An 18366-nucleotide genomic window follows, 5' to 3' on the forward strand; every position below is an offset into this window, starting at 1 on the left:
ATGTCCATTCTGATTAATAAAGATACCAAGGTTATCTGTCAGGGTTTCACCGGTGGTCAGGGTACTTTCCACTCTGAGCAAGCGATTGCTTACGGTACTAAAATGGTCGGTGGTGTTACACCGGGTAAAGGCGGTACTGAGCATCTAGGTCTTCCTGTATTTAATACAGTTCAAGAAGCAGTTGACGTGACAGGTGCTGATGCATCAGTTATCTACGTTCCTGCTGCATTTTGTAAAGATTCAATTCTTGAAGCGGCTACTTCTGGTATCAAGCTGATCGTTTGTATTACTGAACATATTCCAGTTATGGATATGCTGCAGTGCAAAGTGAAGTGTGATGAACTAGGCGTTCGTCTAATTGGTCCTAACTGCCCAGGTGTTATCACTCCGGGTGAATGTAAGATCGGTATCATGCCTGGCCATATTCACTTGCCAGGTAAAGTGGGTATCGTTTCTCGCTCTGGTACATTGACGTATGAAGCTGTTAAGCAGACTACTGATGCAGGTTTCGGCCAATCTACTTGTGTAGGTATTGGCGGTGACCCTATTCCTGGCGCTAACTTCATTGATATTCTGGAAATGTTCCAGAATGACCCGCAGACTGAAGCGATTGTAATGATCGGTGAGATCGGTGGTTCTGCTGAAGAAGAAGCGGCTGCTTACATTAAAGCAAACGTGACTAAGCCTGTTGTTTCTTACATTGCAGGTGTTACTGCTCCTGTAGGTAAGCGCATGGGTCATGCTGGTGCAATTATCTCTGGCGGTAAAGGTACTGCTGATGAGAAATTTGCAGCACTTGAAGATGCTGGCGTTAAAACAGTTCGTTCTTTAGCTGATATCGGCAAAGCGCTATCTGAAGTTACCGGCTGGTAAGCTCGTCTTGTATATAAAAGGCAGCTTCGGCTGCCTTTTTGCGTTATTGTGAGCTGATTATTATTTGCTGATTTTCAGGCTTTGTACGTGAACTCTCCTCTAAGTATTATCGTTATTGCCCAGTTACTGGGTACTTCTTTATGGTTTACGCCAAATGGTGTAGCTAGCGCTCTTATAGTCGATTGGGCGCTTTCTCTTGATCAGCTGGGATATCTTACTAGTGCTGTGCAATTCGGATTCATTATTGGCACGCTGTTTGTTGCTTTTAGTGGCCTTGCTGATCGTTACCGTGCCAGCCGTATCTTCACTATCAGTGCTGTATTAGGGGCTGTATTTAATGCACTTTTTATAGTCTCTGAGGGTAGTTTTGCTTCTGCGTTGTTATGGCGTTTTTTGACGGGTATTTGCCTTGCCGGTATTTATCCCTTGGGTATGAAGTTGGTCGTTAGCTGGGTACCGAATAAAACGGGTCATGCACTTGCGTGGTTAGTGGGAATGCTGACGTTAGGTACCAGTTTGCCTCATGGTATGCGAGGCATGAGCAGTGGTTTTGATTGGCAGTGGGTTGTGCTGGGGGCATCATTACTGGCGCTTTTTTCTGCTGTAATGATTTATCGCCTAGGTGAAGGGCAGCATCTTCCTGCAAGTTCAGCATTAGTAATGAAAGGCAAAGCACTGGCTGCATTTAAAGTGCCTGAATTTAGGGCTGCGGCATTGGCTTATTTTGGGCACTGTTGGGAGCTCTATGCTTTTTGGACACTGCTTCCTGTGATTGTTTTAGCAACGCTTGAGCAAGCTAGCTTTTCCTTATACTACGCGCCGTGGGTCTCTTTTATTATCGTCGCTATAGGTATGCCGGGCTGCTTAATTGCGGGGCTCTTAAGTCGTGAGTGGGGTAGTGCTAAAACGGCTTATTTGATGTTATTTATTTCAGGTTTAATTTGTTTTATTTGGCCGTTTTTTGCTGAATCTAGTCTTATTATAGTGCTGATTTTGTTATTGGTATGGGGTGCGACGGTTATTGCCGATTCAGCTCAGTACTCGGCGTTGGCGGCAGCGACTTGCCCTAAGGAATATTTGGGTAGCGCCCTGTCTTTGATGAACAGTATTGGATTCTTGATGACTATTTTCTCTATCTCATTAACGACGATGCTGTACTCATATATAGGTAATTATGTTGCTTGGCTGATGTTACCGGGCCCGCTTGTCGGCTTGTGGAGTATGCGGCTATTATTATCTTCAGATCCTACAAAATAATGCCTAGATACTTGCTTTCATTCTGTTGCTTTTTTGTGGGAGAGGGAGCTAGTTTGGAATACTTAACTTCAATGTGTCACCCGATTGTTGTAACTCAAGGTGCTTAAGGAAGCTCATTCCTAATAAGGCTGTTTGACCATTCATAAACGGGTTTATATGGCCTCTTACATTTTTCAGTACGATGTGCCCGAGTTGCACACTATCTAATATGGTTGAGTAAACTTTAATTGACCCGTTGGCAGTGCCAACCTGTACCTGGGTTCCTTTTTTTAGGCCCATCTGTGCTGCTATATTTTCAGGAATACTAATGACGGTAGCGCCAGTATCTAGCAAAAAAACAACAGGCTGCTCATTCACAAGCCCTGATGCAATATAGTGTCCTTGTCTGTTTCTTTTAAGGATAACTGGAGTGTCTATATCAACATTAACATTAACCGAGGCTAGCGCCGCATTAGGGTTTTGTTGTTCATCTAACCAATTATTAAACAACATGGTCAGCAGAGCCAGTGCAATCAACCAGGTTAAGTAGCGCATAATGCTAGACATCTTATCTATAGTAGTAATTTATCTGTCCTCTTTTGGTCTGCATTATTAGAAAACTATCTGTTAGTAAAGTTCATTGAACAGGAGTCTAGAGTCTATACTCTAATAAGTATCGGGTAATACTATATATGGAGATATTATGCGGCCTATGTTGGAAAATGTTGGATCTATGCTGGCTGAGTATTTATCGGCTCCACGAGACGACAATACATTTGTAGCTACAAGTTCACCAGAAAGATTGGCATCGAGCATTAAGAAAGGTGATGTGCTGCTAGTAGAAGGCACCAGTCGTGTGAGTACTGCCATTAAGTATCTTACTCAGTCTACTTGGTCACATGCTGCGGTGTATATCGGCGACAGCATGGACTTAATGGATCAGCCCGATGAAGCTAGAACCCTAATAGAGGCCGATATTATTGAAGGTGTAAGGGCTATTCCTTTAAGCATCTATTATGACCAGCACACACGCATTTGCCGGCCATCAGGTCTTTCAGCACATGAAATTGATGATGTTATTAAGTATTTAGTTTCGCGTTTAGGTGATCAATACGATCGTAAGAATATCTTTGATCTGGCGCGTTACCTTTTTCCTACCCCCCCAGTCCCCACGCGTTGGCGCAGGAAGTTACTCCAATTGGGCAGTGGCGATCCAACGCGCGCTATTTGTTCTTCACTAATAGCGGAAGCTTTTCAGTCTGTGCACTATCCTATACTACCGTCGGTAGTTAATGGTGAAGAGGTCGGCCAGAGAGAACGAATGCTTTACAGTCGCCATTCCAGTCTATTTACACCAAGAGATTTTGATGTGTCACCTTATTTCAAGGTGATTAAGCCTATGTTGGAAAAAGGCTTCAATTATCACAACATTGTTTGCTGGGGAGATCCACTACCAGGGAGCAATGTGATACTTCCTGAGCCTTTAGAGCCGCTAATTGAAGTAGAGAGTGGCACTCCAGCAGCGCACAAAAACAAAGTAAATGAGAATGCGGTGATTGAAAGTGCGAAGGTCGACGTTGCAGAAAATAGCAGTGTTAAACCTGCAAGTGCTGTTAGTGAATAGTCTGTCAAAGAAATATTAACAAACAACCTGTTCAGTCTATATTAGAGACTTTATTAATGAGCCAGCACCAGATCGAACTTCTTGTTAAATCACGTACGCCTTTGATCGTTATTGAAACAGATGAAGAGAATCAAGCGCTTTCAATGATTACAGGAATGCATTCAGTATTGCAGCGTCCTATCTTTAAATGGAGCTTAACAGAAGGTTTTGAGCGTCTTGATCAACCCATGGCTGCGCAAAAACTTTTTTCTAAGCCTACAGATGCTCTGGGGCATATTAAGTCTGTTCGAGTGTCTGGTGTGTATGTATTGGCTGACTTCCATCCTTTTATTGATGACCCGTTGCATGTGCGTTTACTCAAAGATATAGCACTTAATTTTGAGCGTTTAGGTCATACATTAATACTCATTAGCCATGCATTTGATATTCCAGTAGAGCTCAGAAAGCTGAGTGCAAAACTGGAAATGTCATTACCGAATAAAGTTGAGTTGGAACAGATTGTTAGGGAAGAGGCGCGTCAATGGACGCAACAAAGTGGCTAAAGAGTACAGACTGATAATCAAACTTTGGGATTATTAGTTAGCAATCTCACTGGGTTATCACACATGGATGCTAGGCGATTAGCGCGCAACGCTATCTATGATGATGGTGCTATTACACACAGTGATATACCGAGCGTTACGCAAGCCAAGTATGAATTGCTTAGCGATGATGGGAATTTGAATTTTGAATATGATACCGCCAAGTTTTCAGATATCGCAGGTTTTGCTCGTCTCAAAACATGGTTGAGTGAGCGTAAGGCATTTTTCACAGGCGATGCTCAGGTCGCGCATATGCCTGCCCCTAAGGGTGTTCTATTGTTGGGAGTACAGGGTTGCGGTAAAAGCTTGGCGGCAAAAGCAGTCGCTGGAGCATGGCAGGCACCACTACTACGTTTAGATTTTGGCTCCTTATATAACAAATATTATGGTGAAACAGAGAAAAATCTCAGAGATGTCTTAAAAACAGCAGAAGTGATGTCCCCCTGTGTTTTATGGCTGGATGAAATAGAAAAAGGCATTGTTAGCGGTGGTGATGATAGTGGCCCTGCTAAGCGGGTTTTGGCTACCTTATTAACATGGATGGCCGAGAAAAAAGCACCTGTGTTTCTAGTGGCAACGGCGAATGATATTACTGCTCTTCCTCCTGAGTTGGTACGTAAAGGTCGCTTTGATGAGATATTCTTCGTTGACTTGCCTACTGAGGAAGTGCGCTTTGCCATTTTTGATATTCATTTGAAGCGCCAAAAGCAATCGCCTGAGTTGTTTGATTTTGCGCGTTTAGTTGATATTAGTGAAGGCTTTTCGGGTGCTGAAATAGAACAGTCCGTGATCTCGGCATATTACTCTGCACATGCTCAAGGGGTTTCATTTTCGCAGGAGTTATTGATGAATGAACTTCGTAAAACGCGGCCATTGTCTATCGTAATGTCTGAGCAAATAGCCTCATTACGCCACTGGGCTCAAGATCGTACGGTTCCTTGCGATTAACTTTCTTACGATTGGAGCTTCTTATGCTTAAGACTCTTTATGACTAAGCTGTACTTTTAGGTATTCGCTGAGGCGGTTTGCCTCCTTATCATTGAGGCTCAACCCCAGTTTAGTTCTACGCCAAAGCACATCTTCAGTAGATAGTGCCCATTCATAATGGGTTAGATAATCGACCTCTGCGGCATATAAATTTGCGCCAAAGCACTCACCTAAATCTTCCAGTGATGTTGTGTTGTGTAAAAAAGTATATACAAGAGTGCCGTAGGTGCGCATATAGCGAGTGCGTAGCTTATCAGGTAGCCAAGGATATTGTCGCTGCACCTCATTTGAAAGCGAAATATGATCCTTAAAGTCACCGCCAGGTAGGTGTGCCTCCTCTGTCCAAGCTGGGCCTGTCGCATTGAGAAAATCACTGAGTGTATTGACGGCAGCTTCGGCCAGTTTTCGATAGGTAGTGATTTTTCCACCAAATACACAGAGCAAAGGTGCGCCATCTCCTGTGGTGTCGATCTCAAAGCTATAATCACGGCTCACTGCTTGGGCTGAATCAGATTCATCATCGTCCAAAAGAGGCCGTACACCAGAGTAGCTCCAAGTGATATCGTTAGCACTTATCGGAGTTTTGAAGTATTCATTTGTCACTGTGATGAGATAATCAATTTCTGCCTTGCTAATAGAAACCTTTGAAGGATCCCCCTCGTACTCGACATCGGTTGTGCCAATAAGTGAATACTTATCCTCATAAGGGATTACAAAAATTATGCGCTCATCTTTGTTTTGTAGAATAAATGCTTCAGGACCATCGTGTATCCTAGGAACAATAATGTGACTGCCTTTTACTAATCGAATTTTTTTTGATGCAGAGTCAGTTGAAGGAGCTAGTTGTATAACATCATTTGAAAACAGCTCGGTTACCCAAGGACCTGTGGCATTAATAAGGGCTTTTGCTGTGACGATTTGTAGCTCTAAGTTAAACGTGTTTTGTAAAGTGATTATCCAGTGATCAGCGTTACGTTTAGCGCTTATGCAGCGGGTGCGAGTTTGAATACAAGCACCTGCATCGCGCGCGGCTACCGCATTTAAAACCACTAAGCGTGCATCATCTACCCAGCCATCAGAATACTCAAAACCATGCCTCATGTCTGAGTGCAGAGGGCTATTAGCTCCAAAATCGACACTTTCAGAAGCGCCTAATGTGGTTCGAGTGGCTAGATGGTCATACAGAAAAAGACCTGCTTTAATCACCCATGCTGGGCGCAAGTGTGGTTGGTGTGGCAATAAAAAGCGCAGTGGCCAGATAATATGAGGTGCTTTTTTTAGCAATACTTCACGCTCGGCAAGCGCCTCTTTTACGAGTCGAAACTCATAGTGCTCAAGATAACGTAAGCCGCCATGAATGAGTTTGCTGCTGCTAGATGACGTTGCTGAGCCTAGGTCATTCATCTCGCATAACATGACTTTTAAACCTCGCCCAGCTGCATCAGCAGCAATCCCTGTGCCGTTGATACCACCACCTATCACTAACAGGTCATAGGTCGAGTCTTCATCGCTCATATGTAGAGTACCTTTGTGCTATAGGTGATGGCTTGTATTGCGAATGACATGCCAGAAACGTTGCGCTTAAAGTATGTTTTATCTTAAATACTATGAATATACGATTAAATATCATGCGAAAGAATCAAGCTCTGGTGACCCTCACCGTGAAGTATTAAAATACTCCACTAATACTAGCTTGCTTTGGGTTGACGGGCATTCACAACTACCCGTGTACCTCTATTAGAATGATGAAATATAGGAATATAAAAGATTAATATCGCACATTTTTTTCCAACACAAACCTTACGTTTGAGAATTTTTCTGGCGATTACGCTGGTTGTTTTTATTGCGGGACTGGTAACGCCAATTATTACAATGACGAAGTTTTTATTGTTGGAAAACACCTTCTCAGTGCTAAGTGGTGCTTTGGGTTTATTACAAGAACAGCAGTACTTCTTATTTATTGTGATTACGGGGTTTAGCGTTGTATTGCCGCTGTTAAAGATGGGGGTGCTGTATAAGTTATTGAGTGCTAAGCAGCAGGGCGGTGTGCATCTAGATAAGTATTTACATTGGATGCATTTGTTCGGGAAGTGGTCGATGTTAGATGTTTTTGTTGTGGCGATATTGGTGGTTGCCGTTAAACTGGGTGCGATAGCGAGTGTAGAGATGCGCTTTGGCCTGTATGCTTTTACCGCAGCTGTAGTGCTAACAATGTATATAACGGCAAGAGTGGTAAGTTTGATGGATAGCATGCCCGCGGAGCAGCAAGAGATACACATTAATAAGCAGTAGATAAATACACTTTAGCAGGGGCAATAGTGAGCCCTTATGTTAGCTATTTAGGAAGATAATGTGACAGATAAACAGGCAAGAAAAAAAACGCTTAAAGCTGATAAAGGCCACGACTTTACTAAGAAATATAAAGTGTCAGTATGGGCATCACAACACCCTTATGCAGATGTCCCTGATGATTATTTTGAAGAGACATTCAGTAAAAACAATACCCGAGCGGTGAATACCTGGTCTAAAAACTTTAATCTTAAAAATTTCATGCCTGAAAACTTAGAAACTAATGGTGCTGAAGAGGGGCGAGTTAGTATTGAAGTGGCGGCAGGTGAGTGCTCGTTTTCTACTTCATATATCGAAACCTTGATGAGTAAGGCCAGAAAGAAAAAGCTTGAAGAAGTTAGCTGGATCATCATGTTGTTTGAGGTTGAATATAGCCTCAAAATTTCGGGAGTAGAAAAAGATCAGTATATGACTTTTTTAGGTGCGTTTGATTACGATGATGCAGCAGAGAATGTCTATGACGTCGAAGATTTTGAAGAAGATGAAGAGGGTTACGATCAAGAAGATGCTGAAAACCCTATTGAGCCTAGCTAATACTTGTCAGTAAGAGCGCTCATTGAATACCGCATCACTCGTTGAGGCGATGCGGTTCAAGTTCTACATGTGTAATACGTAGGCTCAGCATAATCACTTTACCTTGGTAGCGGTCCTCACCTGTTGAGGAAAATTCAAATATATAGCGCCGCCATATTCTCAATTGTCCATTGTCATCTCGCTTTAACCAGAGCGCCCTTAAGCTGACACTTTCATCCAATAACTGTAATGACATCTCTTTACAGCGTTTGCGTGCTGCATTGAGTGCAATCTCTTTCACTTGCTGTGCTGACCACCAGTACCATAGGCAAAGGCAAATCAAGGTGAACCAGAACAGATCAGAAAACTCTATAAACATAGCAATAATACTTCAATAGGCTTTTTATCAGTTTGAGGTAAAAGTCTTTGAAAATAAAGGCTGAAAACTGAATCGTTTGATTGTACTGGGGCGTAAGCAAGAGTCTGTGATGCTAGTAGTTGAGTAAAATGCTATGGTATGTTCCAGTAAAAGGTGAAGACATACTGTGGCGTTAAGAGTGAAGGTTGCTATGAAGCGGGGCATGCTAAAAACAATAAATGAATTAACACTGGAAAATACTTATCTTGATTTTCCTGATCATTTTTATCATCGAGTAGACCCTAGCGGATTAAAGAACGCACACCTCATTAGCTTCAATCCTGATGTAGCCACAATACTGGACTTAGACCCATGTTCAGTACAGCCTTCTGATTTAGCGCGTTTCTTTGGTGGCGGAGACGTTTTGCAAGGTAGTGAACCTCTCGCGATGAAGTATGGAGGGCACCAGTTTGGGCAATATAACCCGGACTTAGGTGATGGTCGCGGCTTGTTATTAGGCGAAGTGCTTAACAGTAAAGGTGAGCGTTGGGATCTGCACCTTAAAGGCGCAGGCAAGACCGCTTACTCTCGTTTTGGCGATGGCCGTGCAGTGCTGCGTTCAAGTATCCGTGAATATTTGATTAGTGCTGCAATGCAGGGGCTGGGTATTCCCACAACACAAGCACTGTGCCTTGTCGGTAGTGAAGAGTACACCATGCGTGAAGGGATGGAGCCTTGTGCCAAAGTATTGCGTGTTACCCAATGCCATATTCGCTTTGGGCATTTTGAGCATCTTTATTACACCCAGCAACATGACAGTCTTAAAACGTTAGCTGACTATTGTTTGGATCGCTACTTCCCTACATGTAAAAAACAAGCTGATAATCCAGCCACAGCTTACCTTGCCATGTTTAAAGAGATTCGTGATCGGTCAATCCTGATGGTCGCTAAATGGCAAGTGTACGGTTTTGTTCATGGCGTCATGAATACTGATAACATGTCTATCTTGGGTGAGACTTTTGATTACGGGCCCTATGTATTTATGGATCAGTATCAACCGGATTTTGTCAGTAATCATACCGACCATGAGGGCCGATACGCTTTTAAGCGCCAGCCAGATGTTTTGCTGTGGAATTTGTCTTGTTTAGCACAAGCCTTGTTACCCCTCATTGAGCGTGATGAGCTCGTCGCTGCTTTAGATGAATACAAAGACCTGTATTTAAAAGCGTACACGCAACAAATGCGCCTACGTTTAGGTTGGTTGAGTGAGAAAGAAGATGATGATGTGTTGATTGACCAGCTCATTCGATTAGCAACAGTACAGCGTATTGACCTTAATCGATTCTTACGTGATCTATGTGACTTACAATCGGATAATGATGCAACGCTACACCAGTGCTTGAGTCATTTTAGTAACCCTGTAGCGGCGACTGACTGGCTGCTGGCTTATACACAGCGTTCTGAGCAGGAAGGTATAGATTTTACCAGTCGCCAGCAACAGATGCGCAGCGTAAATCCATGTTATCTATTACGCAGTTATATGCTTGAAGAGGCGATACGTGAGGCTAACAATGGAGATTATCGCTTGGTAAATACCTTACAGAGTGTGGTTCGATATCCTTTTGATACGAAGGATGAATACGCACGTTATGCTGGACAGCCGCCTGAATGGGCCGGAGGTATTAGCCTTAGTTGTTCATCGTAATGGCTCTCATGGTGACTCTCTAAGCTTGAAAGGATACGTAACAAATGGTCTGTTTCATCTTTTATGATGCTGAGATGTTGTTTTAAGTTAATGAAATAAGTTGATTAAACAGTCATTCCATTGGGATAATTGTTTCATTGTGAGTGACTAATAGCGTTTTTGAGGAAAGTTCATGCCATTGCTTGATAGCTTTACTGTTGACCATACCCGTATGCACGCCCCGGCTGTACGTGTGGCTAAATCGATGCAAACACCGAGCGGTGATACTATCACCGTGTTTGATTTACGTTTTTGCTTGCCAAATAAAGAGATTCTCAGTGAGCGCGGTATTCATACGTTGGAGCATCTTTTTGCAGGTTTTATGCGTGACCACCTTAATGGCGATAATGTAGAAATTATCGATATCTCGCCAATGGGATGTCGTACTGGTTTTTACATGAGCTTAATTGGCCAGCCCGATGAGAAAAAAGTAGGTGATGCTTGGTTGGCTGCCATGGATGATGTAGAAAAAGTTCAAGCTCAGAGTGATATTCCAGAGCTAAACGAATATCAGTGTGGAACAGAAGCGATGCACTCTCTGGATGAAGCTAAGTTGATTGCTGCTGATATTAAGTCGCGTGGTATTTCAGTTAATAGTAATGACGAGCTGAAACTAGATCCTGAGTTTCTAAAAAGTCATTCTTAAGTAAGTTGTAGTTGTTACATAAAGCCGGGCTTTAACATAAAGCCTGGTTTTTTTGTTGTGTAGGGTTGTTTATTAGTTAGATTGCTTATTAATGACATTACTTGATAGCGTATTACGTTTATCTGCTTGTGACCCCAATATAACAGAACCAATTCCACCACCAACCACTAACACGACCCCTGCAAAAGATAGCCAATCCGGTATTTGATCCCAAAAATACCAGCCCCAAAATCCCGTAAATACCACACCTGTATAGCTCAGCGGTGAAATAACAGACGCTTTCGCATAAACGTAGGCTTGTGTGTATAACCACATGGTTAACCAAATTGATAATCCAATCAGAGCCAAAGGTAATAATGCTTTTGCCGGAATGGGTTGCCAGTTAAGCAATGCTAAAGGCAAACTAGCCGCCGCGGATAGAGCAAAATAGTAAAACAATACGCGGTTTGTTGGCTCAGTACGTGTCAGCATGCGCGTTGTGATTATTGACCCTGCCAATGTGATGGCAGAGCCAAAGCCAACTAAGTGCCAAATATTAAGAACGTTGCCGTCGGGTTTGAGGATGAGCCCAATGCCTAAAAAGCCAATAGCGATAGGAATCCAGCGGACCCAAGCAAAGCTCACTTTATGTATTATCAGCACGAAAAAAGGAACGCATAAAGGTGCTGCGTTACGTAGTAAGGCCGCCTCAACCAGTGGAACGTGTGCGATGGCTAGGTAATATGTATAAAAACATGCCCAGCCACACAGTGCTCGAATAATATGTAAACCGAGCTTGTCTGTTTTGACACCTCGCAGGCCCTTTTGCAAAAGCCAAGGCAGCATAAATACCACGCAAATTGCATACTGTACTGCCACAATGATCTCGATAGTGATTAGTGTAGCGGTGTATTTAATCAAAGCGGCAGCAATACTCATGACCAAGGCTGTTGCTATGGCATAAAAGGCACCAAGGCCAATATTTTCAGTTGGTGATGAGATCAATTGAGAATCCTGACACTTCAACTACAATGGGTGCTTACACACCCGCTGGAAGAGATAAATGGAAGAAATTTCCGCGTTTTTAATACAAAACTGGTTAAACCTCACGGCTCTCACGTGGTTCTTACTCTGTTTTCGTGGCTATATGTATTATGCCAAAAGTAAGAGTTTCACAACGCCGTGTTTGGCTAGTGTTTTACATCTGTATCGTCAAGAATGGATGCTGCGCTTAATGGAGCGCGACGTTCGTATTGCTGATACATCAGTCATTGCTAACCTTGAACGTAGTGTATCCTTTTTTGCTTCAACTACCATGCTGATTTTAGCCGGTTTAATGACAGTGTTGGGCTCAACTGAAAAAGCGATAGGTTTAGTGGCCGATATTCCTTTTGCTGTTCTGGCAACGAGACAAGAGTGGGAACTTAAAATCCTGTTATTAATTGTGCTTTTTGTCTATGCATTCTTTAAATTTACATGGAGCTTACGCCAATACGGTTTTGCTTCGGTCATGATTGGTGGGGCACCTTCCCCAGAAGAAAATGCCTCTCAGCAGATAAAGCAAGCTACTGCTGAGCGAATAGCAAAGATGACCTCTAAGGCGGCGAACAATTTTAATACGGGTCTGAGAACATTTTACTTTAGTCAGGCCGTTTTGGGCTGGTTTATCAATCCGATACTCTTTATGGGCCTAGCTACCTTCATCGCTTATATACTCTACCGTCGTGAGTTTAACTCATCTACCTTGCATATATTAATGATGTCGTCAGAGACTGAGAATAAGTTATGAGCGAGAAAATTTTGGGTAAATGCCGGCGTTTTCTTGGTTCTTTAGCGCATATGCGTAAGCTGCAAATGCAGGTAATAAAAGCAGATGAAAAAAGTGTCACGGTTGTTCTACCGGTGCAGGATCAACTGCTGAGTTCTGAGTTAGATACTTATATGCATGGAGGTGTTTTAACAACACTGGTGGACACCGCGACGAGCTTATCAACGATTCCGGCATTAAAAGAGTACGAGTTATGCCCAACGTTGGACTTAAGAATCGATTACATGTCGGCCCCAGTAACTAGCCAGCCGATGTATGCACATGCCGAATGCTATCGTGTCACCCGCAATGTGTTATTTACACGTGCGACTGTGTATCAGGAAAACCCGAGTAAACCCGTCGCGTATGCTATTTCTACCTTTATGCGTCCTGGTGCTGGTAATACTGATCTTGCTTTTAAGGCGCTCGTTGATGGCGTAGAGGAGACGGTTTAATGGACCTGTTACAGCAACGAGTCAACCAAGCGCATGCGAGTGGCGATTATCAGCCTGTCATTGATCTTATTCCTTATGCCGGTGTTTTAGGTGTGCAGTGTGAGCGTTTTGGTGAAGAGATGATTTTTCGCTTACCGCGCAACGTGGATAATATCGGCAATCCAACTATCCCTGCGATTCATGGAGGAGTGATAGCTTCTTTTATGGAATTGACTGCTGCCTTTCAGTTGACGCTTCAGTTAGAACACCCAGCGCTTGCAAAAATCATAGATTTTTCGGTCGATTATATGCGTGCAGGATTAGATAGAGATACTTTTGCTATGTGTACTGTGGAGCGACAGGGGCGCCGGGTTGCCAATTGCTCAATCATTGCCTGGCAAGAGCGTAAAAGCCAACCGATTGCGTCTGCACGCGGGCACTTCTTACTCGATTCATTCTCATCGCTGACATAATCTAAAAAATACCCTTGAAAAGAGAAACAGTGCCCCCATCTCTCAGGAAGTGAAAAAATCATTTTTCTAAGAGAATAAGGTACTGTATTTATGAGCACAGAAACGCAGAAAGAAACACTTGGTTTTCAGACGGAAGTAAAACAACTCCTCAATCTGATGATCCATTCTTTGTACTCTAACAAAGAGATCTTCCTGCGCGAGCTGATCTCCAATGCATCAGACGCGGCTGAAAAATTACGTTTTAAAGCGCTTTCTAATGGCGATTTATACGAAAATGACGGAGACCTTAAAGTCACTGTTAGTTTCGATCCAGAAGCAAAAACCGTCACAATCGAAGATAACGGCGTGGGCATGAGCCGCGATGACGTTGTTGAACACCTAGGTACGATTGCTAAATCGGGTACAGCGAGCTTTTTAGGCCAGCTAACCGGTGACCAAGCGCAAGATAGCCAGTTAATCGGCCAGTTTGGTGTAGGTTTCTACTCTGCATTTATTGTTGCTGAGCAAGTAGATGTTTATACGCGTGCTGCCGGCGCTCCTAGTGCTGAAGGTGTTCATTGGAACTCTGCTGGTGAAGGTGAGTTCAGTATTGCGACGATTGATAAAGCAACGCGCGGTACACAAATCGTCTTGCATTTGAAAGAAGGCGAAGAAGAGTTTGCTGATGGTTCGCGTTTGCGTAATCTTGTACGTAAATATTCAGACCATATCGCTATGCCAGTCATGATGATGCAAGAAGCACCACTAGGTGAAGAAAGCACTGCAGATGAGGCCGCTGAAGGTGAAGAGAAAGAAGTAGCTGTGCTAGAACTGGAAACAGTCAACAGCGCTACCGCTTTATGGACGTTGAACAAAGGCGATATTTCTGAAGAAGAGTACAACGAATTCTATAAGCATATTTCACATGACTTTGGTAACCCGCTAACGGTAGGCCATAACCGTGTAGAAGGTAATCTAGAATACACTAGCTTGTTGTATGTGCCAGAAACTGCACCTTACGACTTGTGGAACCGTGATGCACCACGCGGTCTAAAATTATACATCCAGCGCGTTTTCGTAATGGATCAGGCCGACTCTTTCCTACCGTTGTACTTGCGCTTTATTAAAGGTGTGGTTGATTCAAATAACCTATCACTGAACGTATCTCGTGAAATTCTACAGAAAGATCCAAACGTTGATAAGTTGCGCTCAGCACTGACAAAACGCGTATTGGATATGCTTACTAAGCTGGCTAAAAATGAGCCAGAAAAATATGCTACTTTCTGGAAAGCGTTTGGTAGCGTAATCAAAGAAGGGCCAGCTGAAGATTACACTAACCGTGAAAAAATCATGAAGCTGTTGCGTTTTGCATCCACTAATACAGACAGTGATGAGCCAACAACATCTCTGGATGAATACATTAGCCGCATGCAAGAAGGCCAGACTAAGATCTACTACGTGGTCGCAGAAAACTACAACACCGCTAAAAACAGTCCTCACTTAGAGATCTTCCGCAAGAAAGGTATCGAAGTATTATTGATGACTGAACGTGTTGATGAGTGGATGATGAGCCACTTGTTCGACTTCGATGGTAAGTCTCTACAGGATGTCACCAAGGGTGAACTAGAGCTGGGCGAAACTGAAACCGAAGAAGATAAAAAAGCTCAGGAAGAAGCCGCTAAAGAAGCTGAAGGCCTAGTTGAGCGCCTGAAAGAGCGTCTTAAAGAGAAGGTGTCTGATGTACGTGTTACGCATCGTTTAACTGACTCTCCAGCATGTTTAGTATTGAATGCTTACGACATGGGTGCTCAAATGCGCCAGATTATGGAAGCTGCAGGTCAAGCGGTTCCAGATTCTAAGCCAGTATTTGAAGTAAACCCAGAGCATCCCTTGATTCAAAAATTGGATCAAGAACCTGATGAAGATCGTTTTGGTGAATTGGCATTGATCATCTTTGATCAAGCAGATTTAGCAGCAGGTGGGCATTTGTCTGACCCTGCAGCCTATGTTGCGCGTCTGAATAAGCTATTACTGGAACTAAGCCAGTAAATTTCAGGTGAGTATTTAAAAGCGGGCTTTTGCCCGCTTTTTTGTGCCTGAAAGTCGCATGAACCTCATGTTGAATGAAAGCTGCCGAGAAGCTCAATGGCAGTGTTAGGTTATTCTTTATGACTAATGAGAGTAATCGATTGGTAGCGCGGCTTTTTAATCGTTAGCAAATATGCTTCAATCATTCGCTTCAATTCATGTTTACTTTTATTGTATTGCTGCTCTGCAGGCAGCTGTATGCCGATGTAACACAAACTGACGATACTAAAATGAAAAAATTGATAATGTGTGCAGGCTTATTGTTATTGCCTATGTTGGGTAATGCTCAAGAACAGCGCTCTGATGATTATGTGGAGTATCGCCAAGCGGCTTTTAATGCGATGGGCTGGCACTTTAAAAAAATGGGCGCCATGATTCAGGGTCGAATCCCTTATGATGCTGCAGAGTTTAAACGCCGTGCGACGGCTGTTTCTGTCTTATCTAAACTGCCTGGCGAAGGTTTTGCGGCTGAAACAGAAAATACAGAACTTCCAACGCGCCTGAAATCTGAAATGTGGTATCAGAAAGAGCGTTTTGATAAGTATATGCAGAATTTAATAAAGGCAACGGCTGAGCTGGCATCAAAAGCAGGGGTTGAAGACAAAAATGACCTCAGGTCTACTTACGGGAACACCGCTAGACAGTGCAAAAGCTGCCACGATCGTTTTCGCGAAAGCAGCTGATTTGCTAATGAGTCGTCAGTTTTAGAGAGCTCGTATTAATGTAAACGCTGCTGTTAAAAGCGCGTTTTTATATATAATTCTTCAACCTTGCTGCGTGCCCAAGGTGTTTTTCGCAGGAATTTCAAACTTGATTTGATGCTCGGATCGCTCTGAAAACAACGAATGTTGATCAGTTGTCCGAGTTGTTCCCACCCATAATGTGCTTCCAAAGCGGTAACTATTTTCTCAAGAGACAATCCGTGTAGTGGGTTGTTCTTTTGAATATCATTTTCTTGATCACTCATTGATAACGTGTGTCCTAGGCGAATGGTTTTATCACAAAAATTTCATTTAAAACTTTCCAGCAATAGGCTTATTGGTAGAGAGTTGACGCCGATTATACGCAATTGGATAAGCGATTGCTGCCTATCTTGCATGAACCCGCTTAGCTTAGTCGCTAGGTTTAACCTGTCGTAAATGGGTTATGTCTCGGCGTCACCAGTCATGGCACTTATCAGTGTGGCCGCTATTATCAGGTCCTTAACCCTTTTTACCAGAAGCCTAGGTTATTTTTGATCTGAGACGTCATACTCAGAGAACCTCACCCAGGGATTACGGGCTTCTGGCTTTTCTATTATATTTATCGAGACTGCTTTGTGAATTAAGACTTCAATAAAGCTTAGGTAACGAGTGATGTGTAGCTTAGTGAGTCTTTGACCCATTTATTCGAGCTTCTTGATAGCGTAATGTAGGTTTATTAACGGTGTGGCTTGGGTTTAGCAATGAGTGAGTCGAGTATTGATAATCAAGGCGATAGTGCCTTCATAACGAAAAAAATTGGGTTTATGTTACTCAATAATTTCACGATGATATCACTAGCCTCCGCTGTTGAGCCTTTGCGTATGGCTAACCAGTTGAGTGGGGAGACGCTGTATGAGTGGTTTACTCTTACAGAAGAAGGCCTACCGGTTAGTGCAAGCGATGGCATTCGGATAACACCTGATTCCAGCCTATTTAATGCGGCATCATTGGATACAATTATTGTAGCCGGTGGGCTTAATGTTACGCGTGCCTTTACAAAAATTCAGCTCAATTGGCTTAAGGTGCAGGGTCGTAAAGGTTGTCGCTTAGGGGCTATTTGTACCGGTGCCTATGTTCTTGCAGAAGCTGGGTTGTTAGATGGTTATGATTGTAGCGCTCATTGGGAGTATATTGCCGCGTTACAAGAAGCTTTTCCTCGAGTCAGTTGTTCTAATCGCCTTTTTAGTATTGACCGTGACCGCATGACCTCCACGGGAGGAACAGCGCCGCTTGATATGATGCTGCATATGATCAAGCAAGAACATGGAACATTGCTATGTACAGCGATTTCAGAAATGTTCATCTGCGACCGTATTCGCAGCGAAACAGATAAGCAAAAGGTCCCGTTACAGTATGTTTCCGGCACGACGCAGCCTAAGTTGGTTGAAGTAGTGGGGCTGATGGAAGCCAACTTGGAAGAGCTAATTGATATGGATGAGCTGGCGCATTATGCGGGCCTTTCTAGGCGTCAATTAGAGCGATTGTTTTTAAAATACTTACAATGCTCCCCTTCAAAGTACTATCTGAAATTGCGCTTACTACGGGCACGCCAATTACTAAAACAAAGTAACTTACCCATTATTGAAGTCTCTACTGCGTGTGGGTTTGTTTCTACTCCTCATTTTAGTAAATGCTACCGAGAGCAGATGGGGGTTCCTCCGAGTGAAGAGCGCTCAGGTAATTCGCGTGCTAAAAGCGTGAAGCAAAATGTGCCGCCCACAATAGCGCAAGTTCCTCAAGAAGAGCTGCCGCAAAGACGGCAGCTAAGAGTGCAAGACAGTGAGTTATCGGGTGCCCACCAAGAAGAGTCTGGCTCTCCCTCAGAGAACAGGAAAAATAGTCCTCAGCAGGAAGGAAAACGCGATTCAACGGCGAGTGATGCATTAGCGCAAGCGCGCTCGGAATCAACTTTTGGTAGTGTTCGCATTAAAAAATAACTAAGTCTGCTCGGA

At 43.3% G+C, this 18366-nt stretch carries 20 protein-coding genes; 15 read left to right on the top strand and 5 right to left on the bottom strand.

Annotated elements, in window-relative coordinates:
* Entirely contained in the window at window positions 1–873 is an 873-nt protein-coding gene (gene sucD / locus G511_RS0108090; protein ID WP_028469198.1) for a succinate--CoA ligase subunit alpha, read from the top strand.
* Window positions 874–960: 87 nt separating this feature from the next.
* Complete coding sequence (locus G511_RS0108095) at window positions 961–2130, top strand: MFS transporter (protein ID WP_036551673.1); 1170 nt, start codon at window positions 961–963, stop codon at window positions 2128–2130.
* Window positions 2131–2178: 48 nt separating this feature from the next.
* On the opposite strand, the gene G511_RS0108100 is transcribed toward G511_RS0108095, so the two are convergent.
* Entirely contained in the window at window positions 2179–2676 is a 498-nt protein-coding gene (locus G511_RS0108100; protein WP_028469200.1) for a retropepsin-like aspartic protease family protein, read from the bottom strand.
* Between the two features lie 136 nt (window positions 2677–2812).
* Between G511_RS0108100 and G511_RS22165 the strand changes: the two genes are divergently transcribed.
* The 3 genes from G511_RS22165 to G511_RS24900 all read left to right on the top strand — a co-directional run bounded on the left by G511_RS22165 (window position 2813) and on the right by G511_RS24900 (window position 5262).
* On the top strand, window positions 2813–3733 hold the full coding sequence (locus G511_RS22165) for a YiiX/YebB-like N1pC/P60 family cysteine hydrolase (RefSeq protein WP_084629041.1): 921 nt from the start codon (window positions 2813–2815) through the stop codon (window positions 3731–3733).
* 56 nt (window positions 3734–3789) lie between these two features.
* Window positions 3790–4275 (top strand): AAA family ATPase, encoded by a 486-nt coding sequence (locus tag G511_RS24895; RefSeq protein ID WP_342664787.1) that lies wholly within the window; start codon window positions 3790–3792, stop codon window positions 4273–4275.
* A gap of 63 nt (window positions 4276–4338) precedes the next feature.
* Complete coding sequence (locus G511_RS24900; protein WP_342664788.1) at window positions 4339–5262, top strand: AAA family ATPase; 924 nt, start codon at window positions 4339–4341, stop codon at window positions 5260–5262.
* Between the two features lie 27 nt (window positions 5263–5289).
* On the opposite strand, the gene glpD is transcribed toward G511_RS24900, so the two are convergent.
* Window positions 5290–6816: a glycerol-3-phosphate dehydrogenase gene (glpD, locus tag G511_RS0108115; protein WP_028469201.1), complete on the bottom strand. Its 1527-nt coding sequence runs from the start codon at window positions 6814–6816 to the stop codon at window positions 5290–5292.
* Between the two features lie 291 nt (window positions 6817–7107).
* Between glpD and G511_RS22175 the strand changes: the two genes are divergently transcribed.
* Together G511_RS22175 and G511_RS22180 are read left to right on the top strand one after the other, a co-directional pair.
* Window positions 7108–7593, top strand: a complete 486-nt coding sequence (locus tag G511_RS22175; RefSeq protein ID WP_084629042.1) for a paraquat-inducible protein A — start codon at window positions 7108–7110, stop codon at window positions 7591–7593.
* Between the two features lie 60 nt (window positions 7594–7653).
* On the top strand, window positions 7654–8184 hold the full coding sequence (locus tag G511_RS22180; protein ID WP_051221726.1) for an immunity 22 family protein: 531 nt from the start codon (window positions 7654–7656) through the stop codon (window positions 8182–8184).
* A 34-nt stretch (window positions 8185–8218) separates the two neighbouring features.
* Here the strand turns inward: G511_RS22180 and G511_RS0108130 are convergent, their stop codons facing one another.
* Window positions 8219–8542, bottom strand: a complete 324-nt coding sequence (locus G511_RS0108130; RefSeq protein ID WP_028469202.1) for a DUF3301 domain-containing protein — start codon at window positions 8540–8542, stop codon at window positions 8219–8221.
* A gap of 202 nt (window positions 8543–8744) precedes the next feature.
* Here G511_RS0108130 and G511_RS0108135 point away from each other — a divergent pair, with 202 nt between their 5' ends.
* Both G511_RS0108135 and luxS read left to right on the top strand, forming a co-directional pair.
* A complete protein-coding gene (locus tag G511_RS0108135; protein WP_028469203.1) occupies window positions 8745–10226 on the top strand; it encodes a protein adenylyltransferase SelO in 1482 nt (493 codons plus the stop codon).
* 172 nt (window positions 10227–10398) lie between these two features.
* Window positions 10399–10911: an S-ribosylhomocysteine lyase gene (gene luxS, locus G511_RS0108140; RefSeq protein ID WP_028469204.1), complete on the top strand. Its 513-nt coding sequence runs from the start codon at window positions 10399–10401 to the stop codon at window positions 10909–10911.
* A gap of 72 nt (window positions 10912–10983) precedes the next feature.
* Here the strand turns inward: luxS and G511_RS0108145 are convergent, their stop codons facing one another.
* Window positions 10984–11895 carry a DMT family transporter gene (locus G511_RS0108145; RefSeq protein WP_245573855.1) on the bottom strand — a complete coding sequence of 304 codons (912 nt, stop codon included), beginning with the start codon at window positions 11893–11895 and terminating at the stop codon, window positions 10984–10986.
* Between the two features lie 58 nt (window positions 11896–11953).
* On the opposite strand from G511_RS0108145, the gene G511_RS0108150 reads away from it, so the two are divergent.
* The 5 genes from G511_RS0108150 to G511_RS22185 all read left to right on the top strand — a co-directional run bounded on the left by G511_RS0108150 (window position 11954) and on the right by G511_RS22185 (window position 16354).
* Entirely contained in the window at window positions 11954–12679 is a 726-nt protein-coding gene (locus G511_RS0108150; protein WP_028469206.1) for a DUF599 domain-containing protein, read from the top strand.
* Window positions 12676–13152: a PaaI family thioesterase gene (locus tag G511_RS0108155; RefSeq protein WP_028469207.1), complete on the top strand. Its 477-nt coding sequence runs from the start codon at window positions 12676–12678 to the stop codon at window positions 13150–13152. Before G511_RS0108150 ends, G511_RS0108155 begins: the two co-directional genes overlap by 4 nt.
* Window positions 13152–13604 (top strand): PaaI family thioesterase, encoded by a 453-nt coding sequence (locus tag G511_RS0108160; RefSeq protein WP_028469208.1) that lies wholly within the window; start codon window positions 13152–13154, stop codon window positions 13602–13604. The genes G511_RS0108155 and G511_RS0108160 overlap by 1 nt, the downstream gene beginning before the upstream one ends.
* Before the next feature lie 90 nt (window positions 13605–13694).
* On the top strand, window positions 13695–15632 hold the full coding sequence (gene htpG / locus G511_RS0108165; RefSeq protein ID WP_028469209.1) for a molecular chaperone HtpG: 1938 nt from the start codon (window positions 13695–13697) through the stop codon (window positions 15630–15632).
* A 269-nt stretch (window positions 15633–15901) separates the two neighbouring features.
* Window positions 15902–16354 carry a c-type cytochrome gene (locus G511_RS22185; protein WP_169565741.1) on the top strand — a complete coding sequence of 151 codons (453 nt, stop codon included), beginning with the start codon at window positions 15902–15904 and terminating at the stop codon, window positions 16352–16354.
* Between the two features lie 53 nt (window positions 16355–16407).
* Here the strand turns inward: G511_RS22185 and G511_RS0108175 are convergent, their stop codons facing one another.
* Window positions 16408–16638: a VF530 family protein gene (locus G511_RS0108175; RefSeq protein ID WP_028469210.1), complete on the bottom strand. Its 231-nt coding sequence runs from the start codon at window positions 16636–16638 to the stop codon at window positions 16408–16410.
* 477 nt (window positions 16639–17115) lie between these two features.
* On the opposite strand from G511_RS0108175, the gene gbdR reads away from it, so the two are divergent.
* The gene (gene gbdR, locus G511_RS0108180; RefSeq protein WP_028469211.1) at window positions 17116–18351 is read left to right on the top strand and encodes a choline metabolism transcriptional regulator GbdR; all 1236 of its coding nucleotides are present in this window, start codon (window positions 17116–17118) and stop codon (window positions 18349–18351) included.
* Window positions 18352–18366: the final 15 nt, after the last annotated feature.

Source organism: Neptunomonas japonica DSM 18939 (assembly GCF_000422765.1).
GTDB classification, from domain to species: domain Bacteria; phylum Pseudomonadota; class Gammaproteobacteria; order Pseudomonadales; family Balneatricaceae; genus Neptunomonas; species Neptunomonas japonica.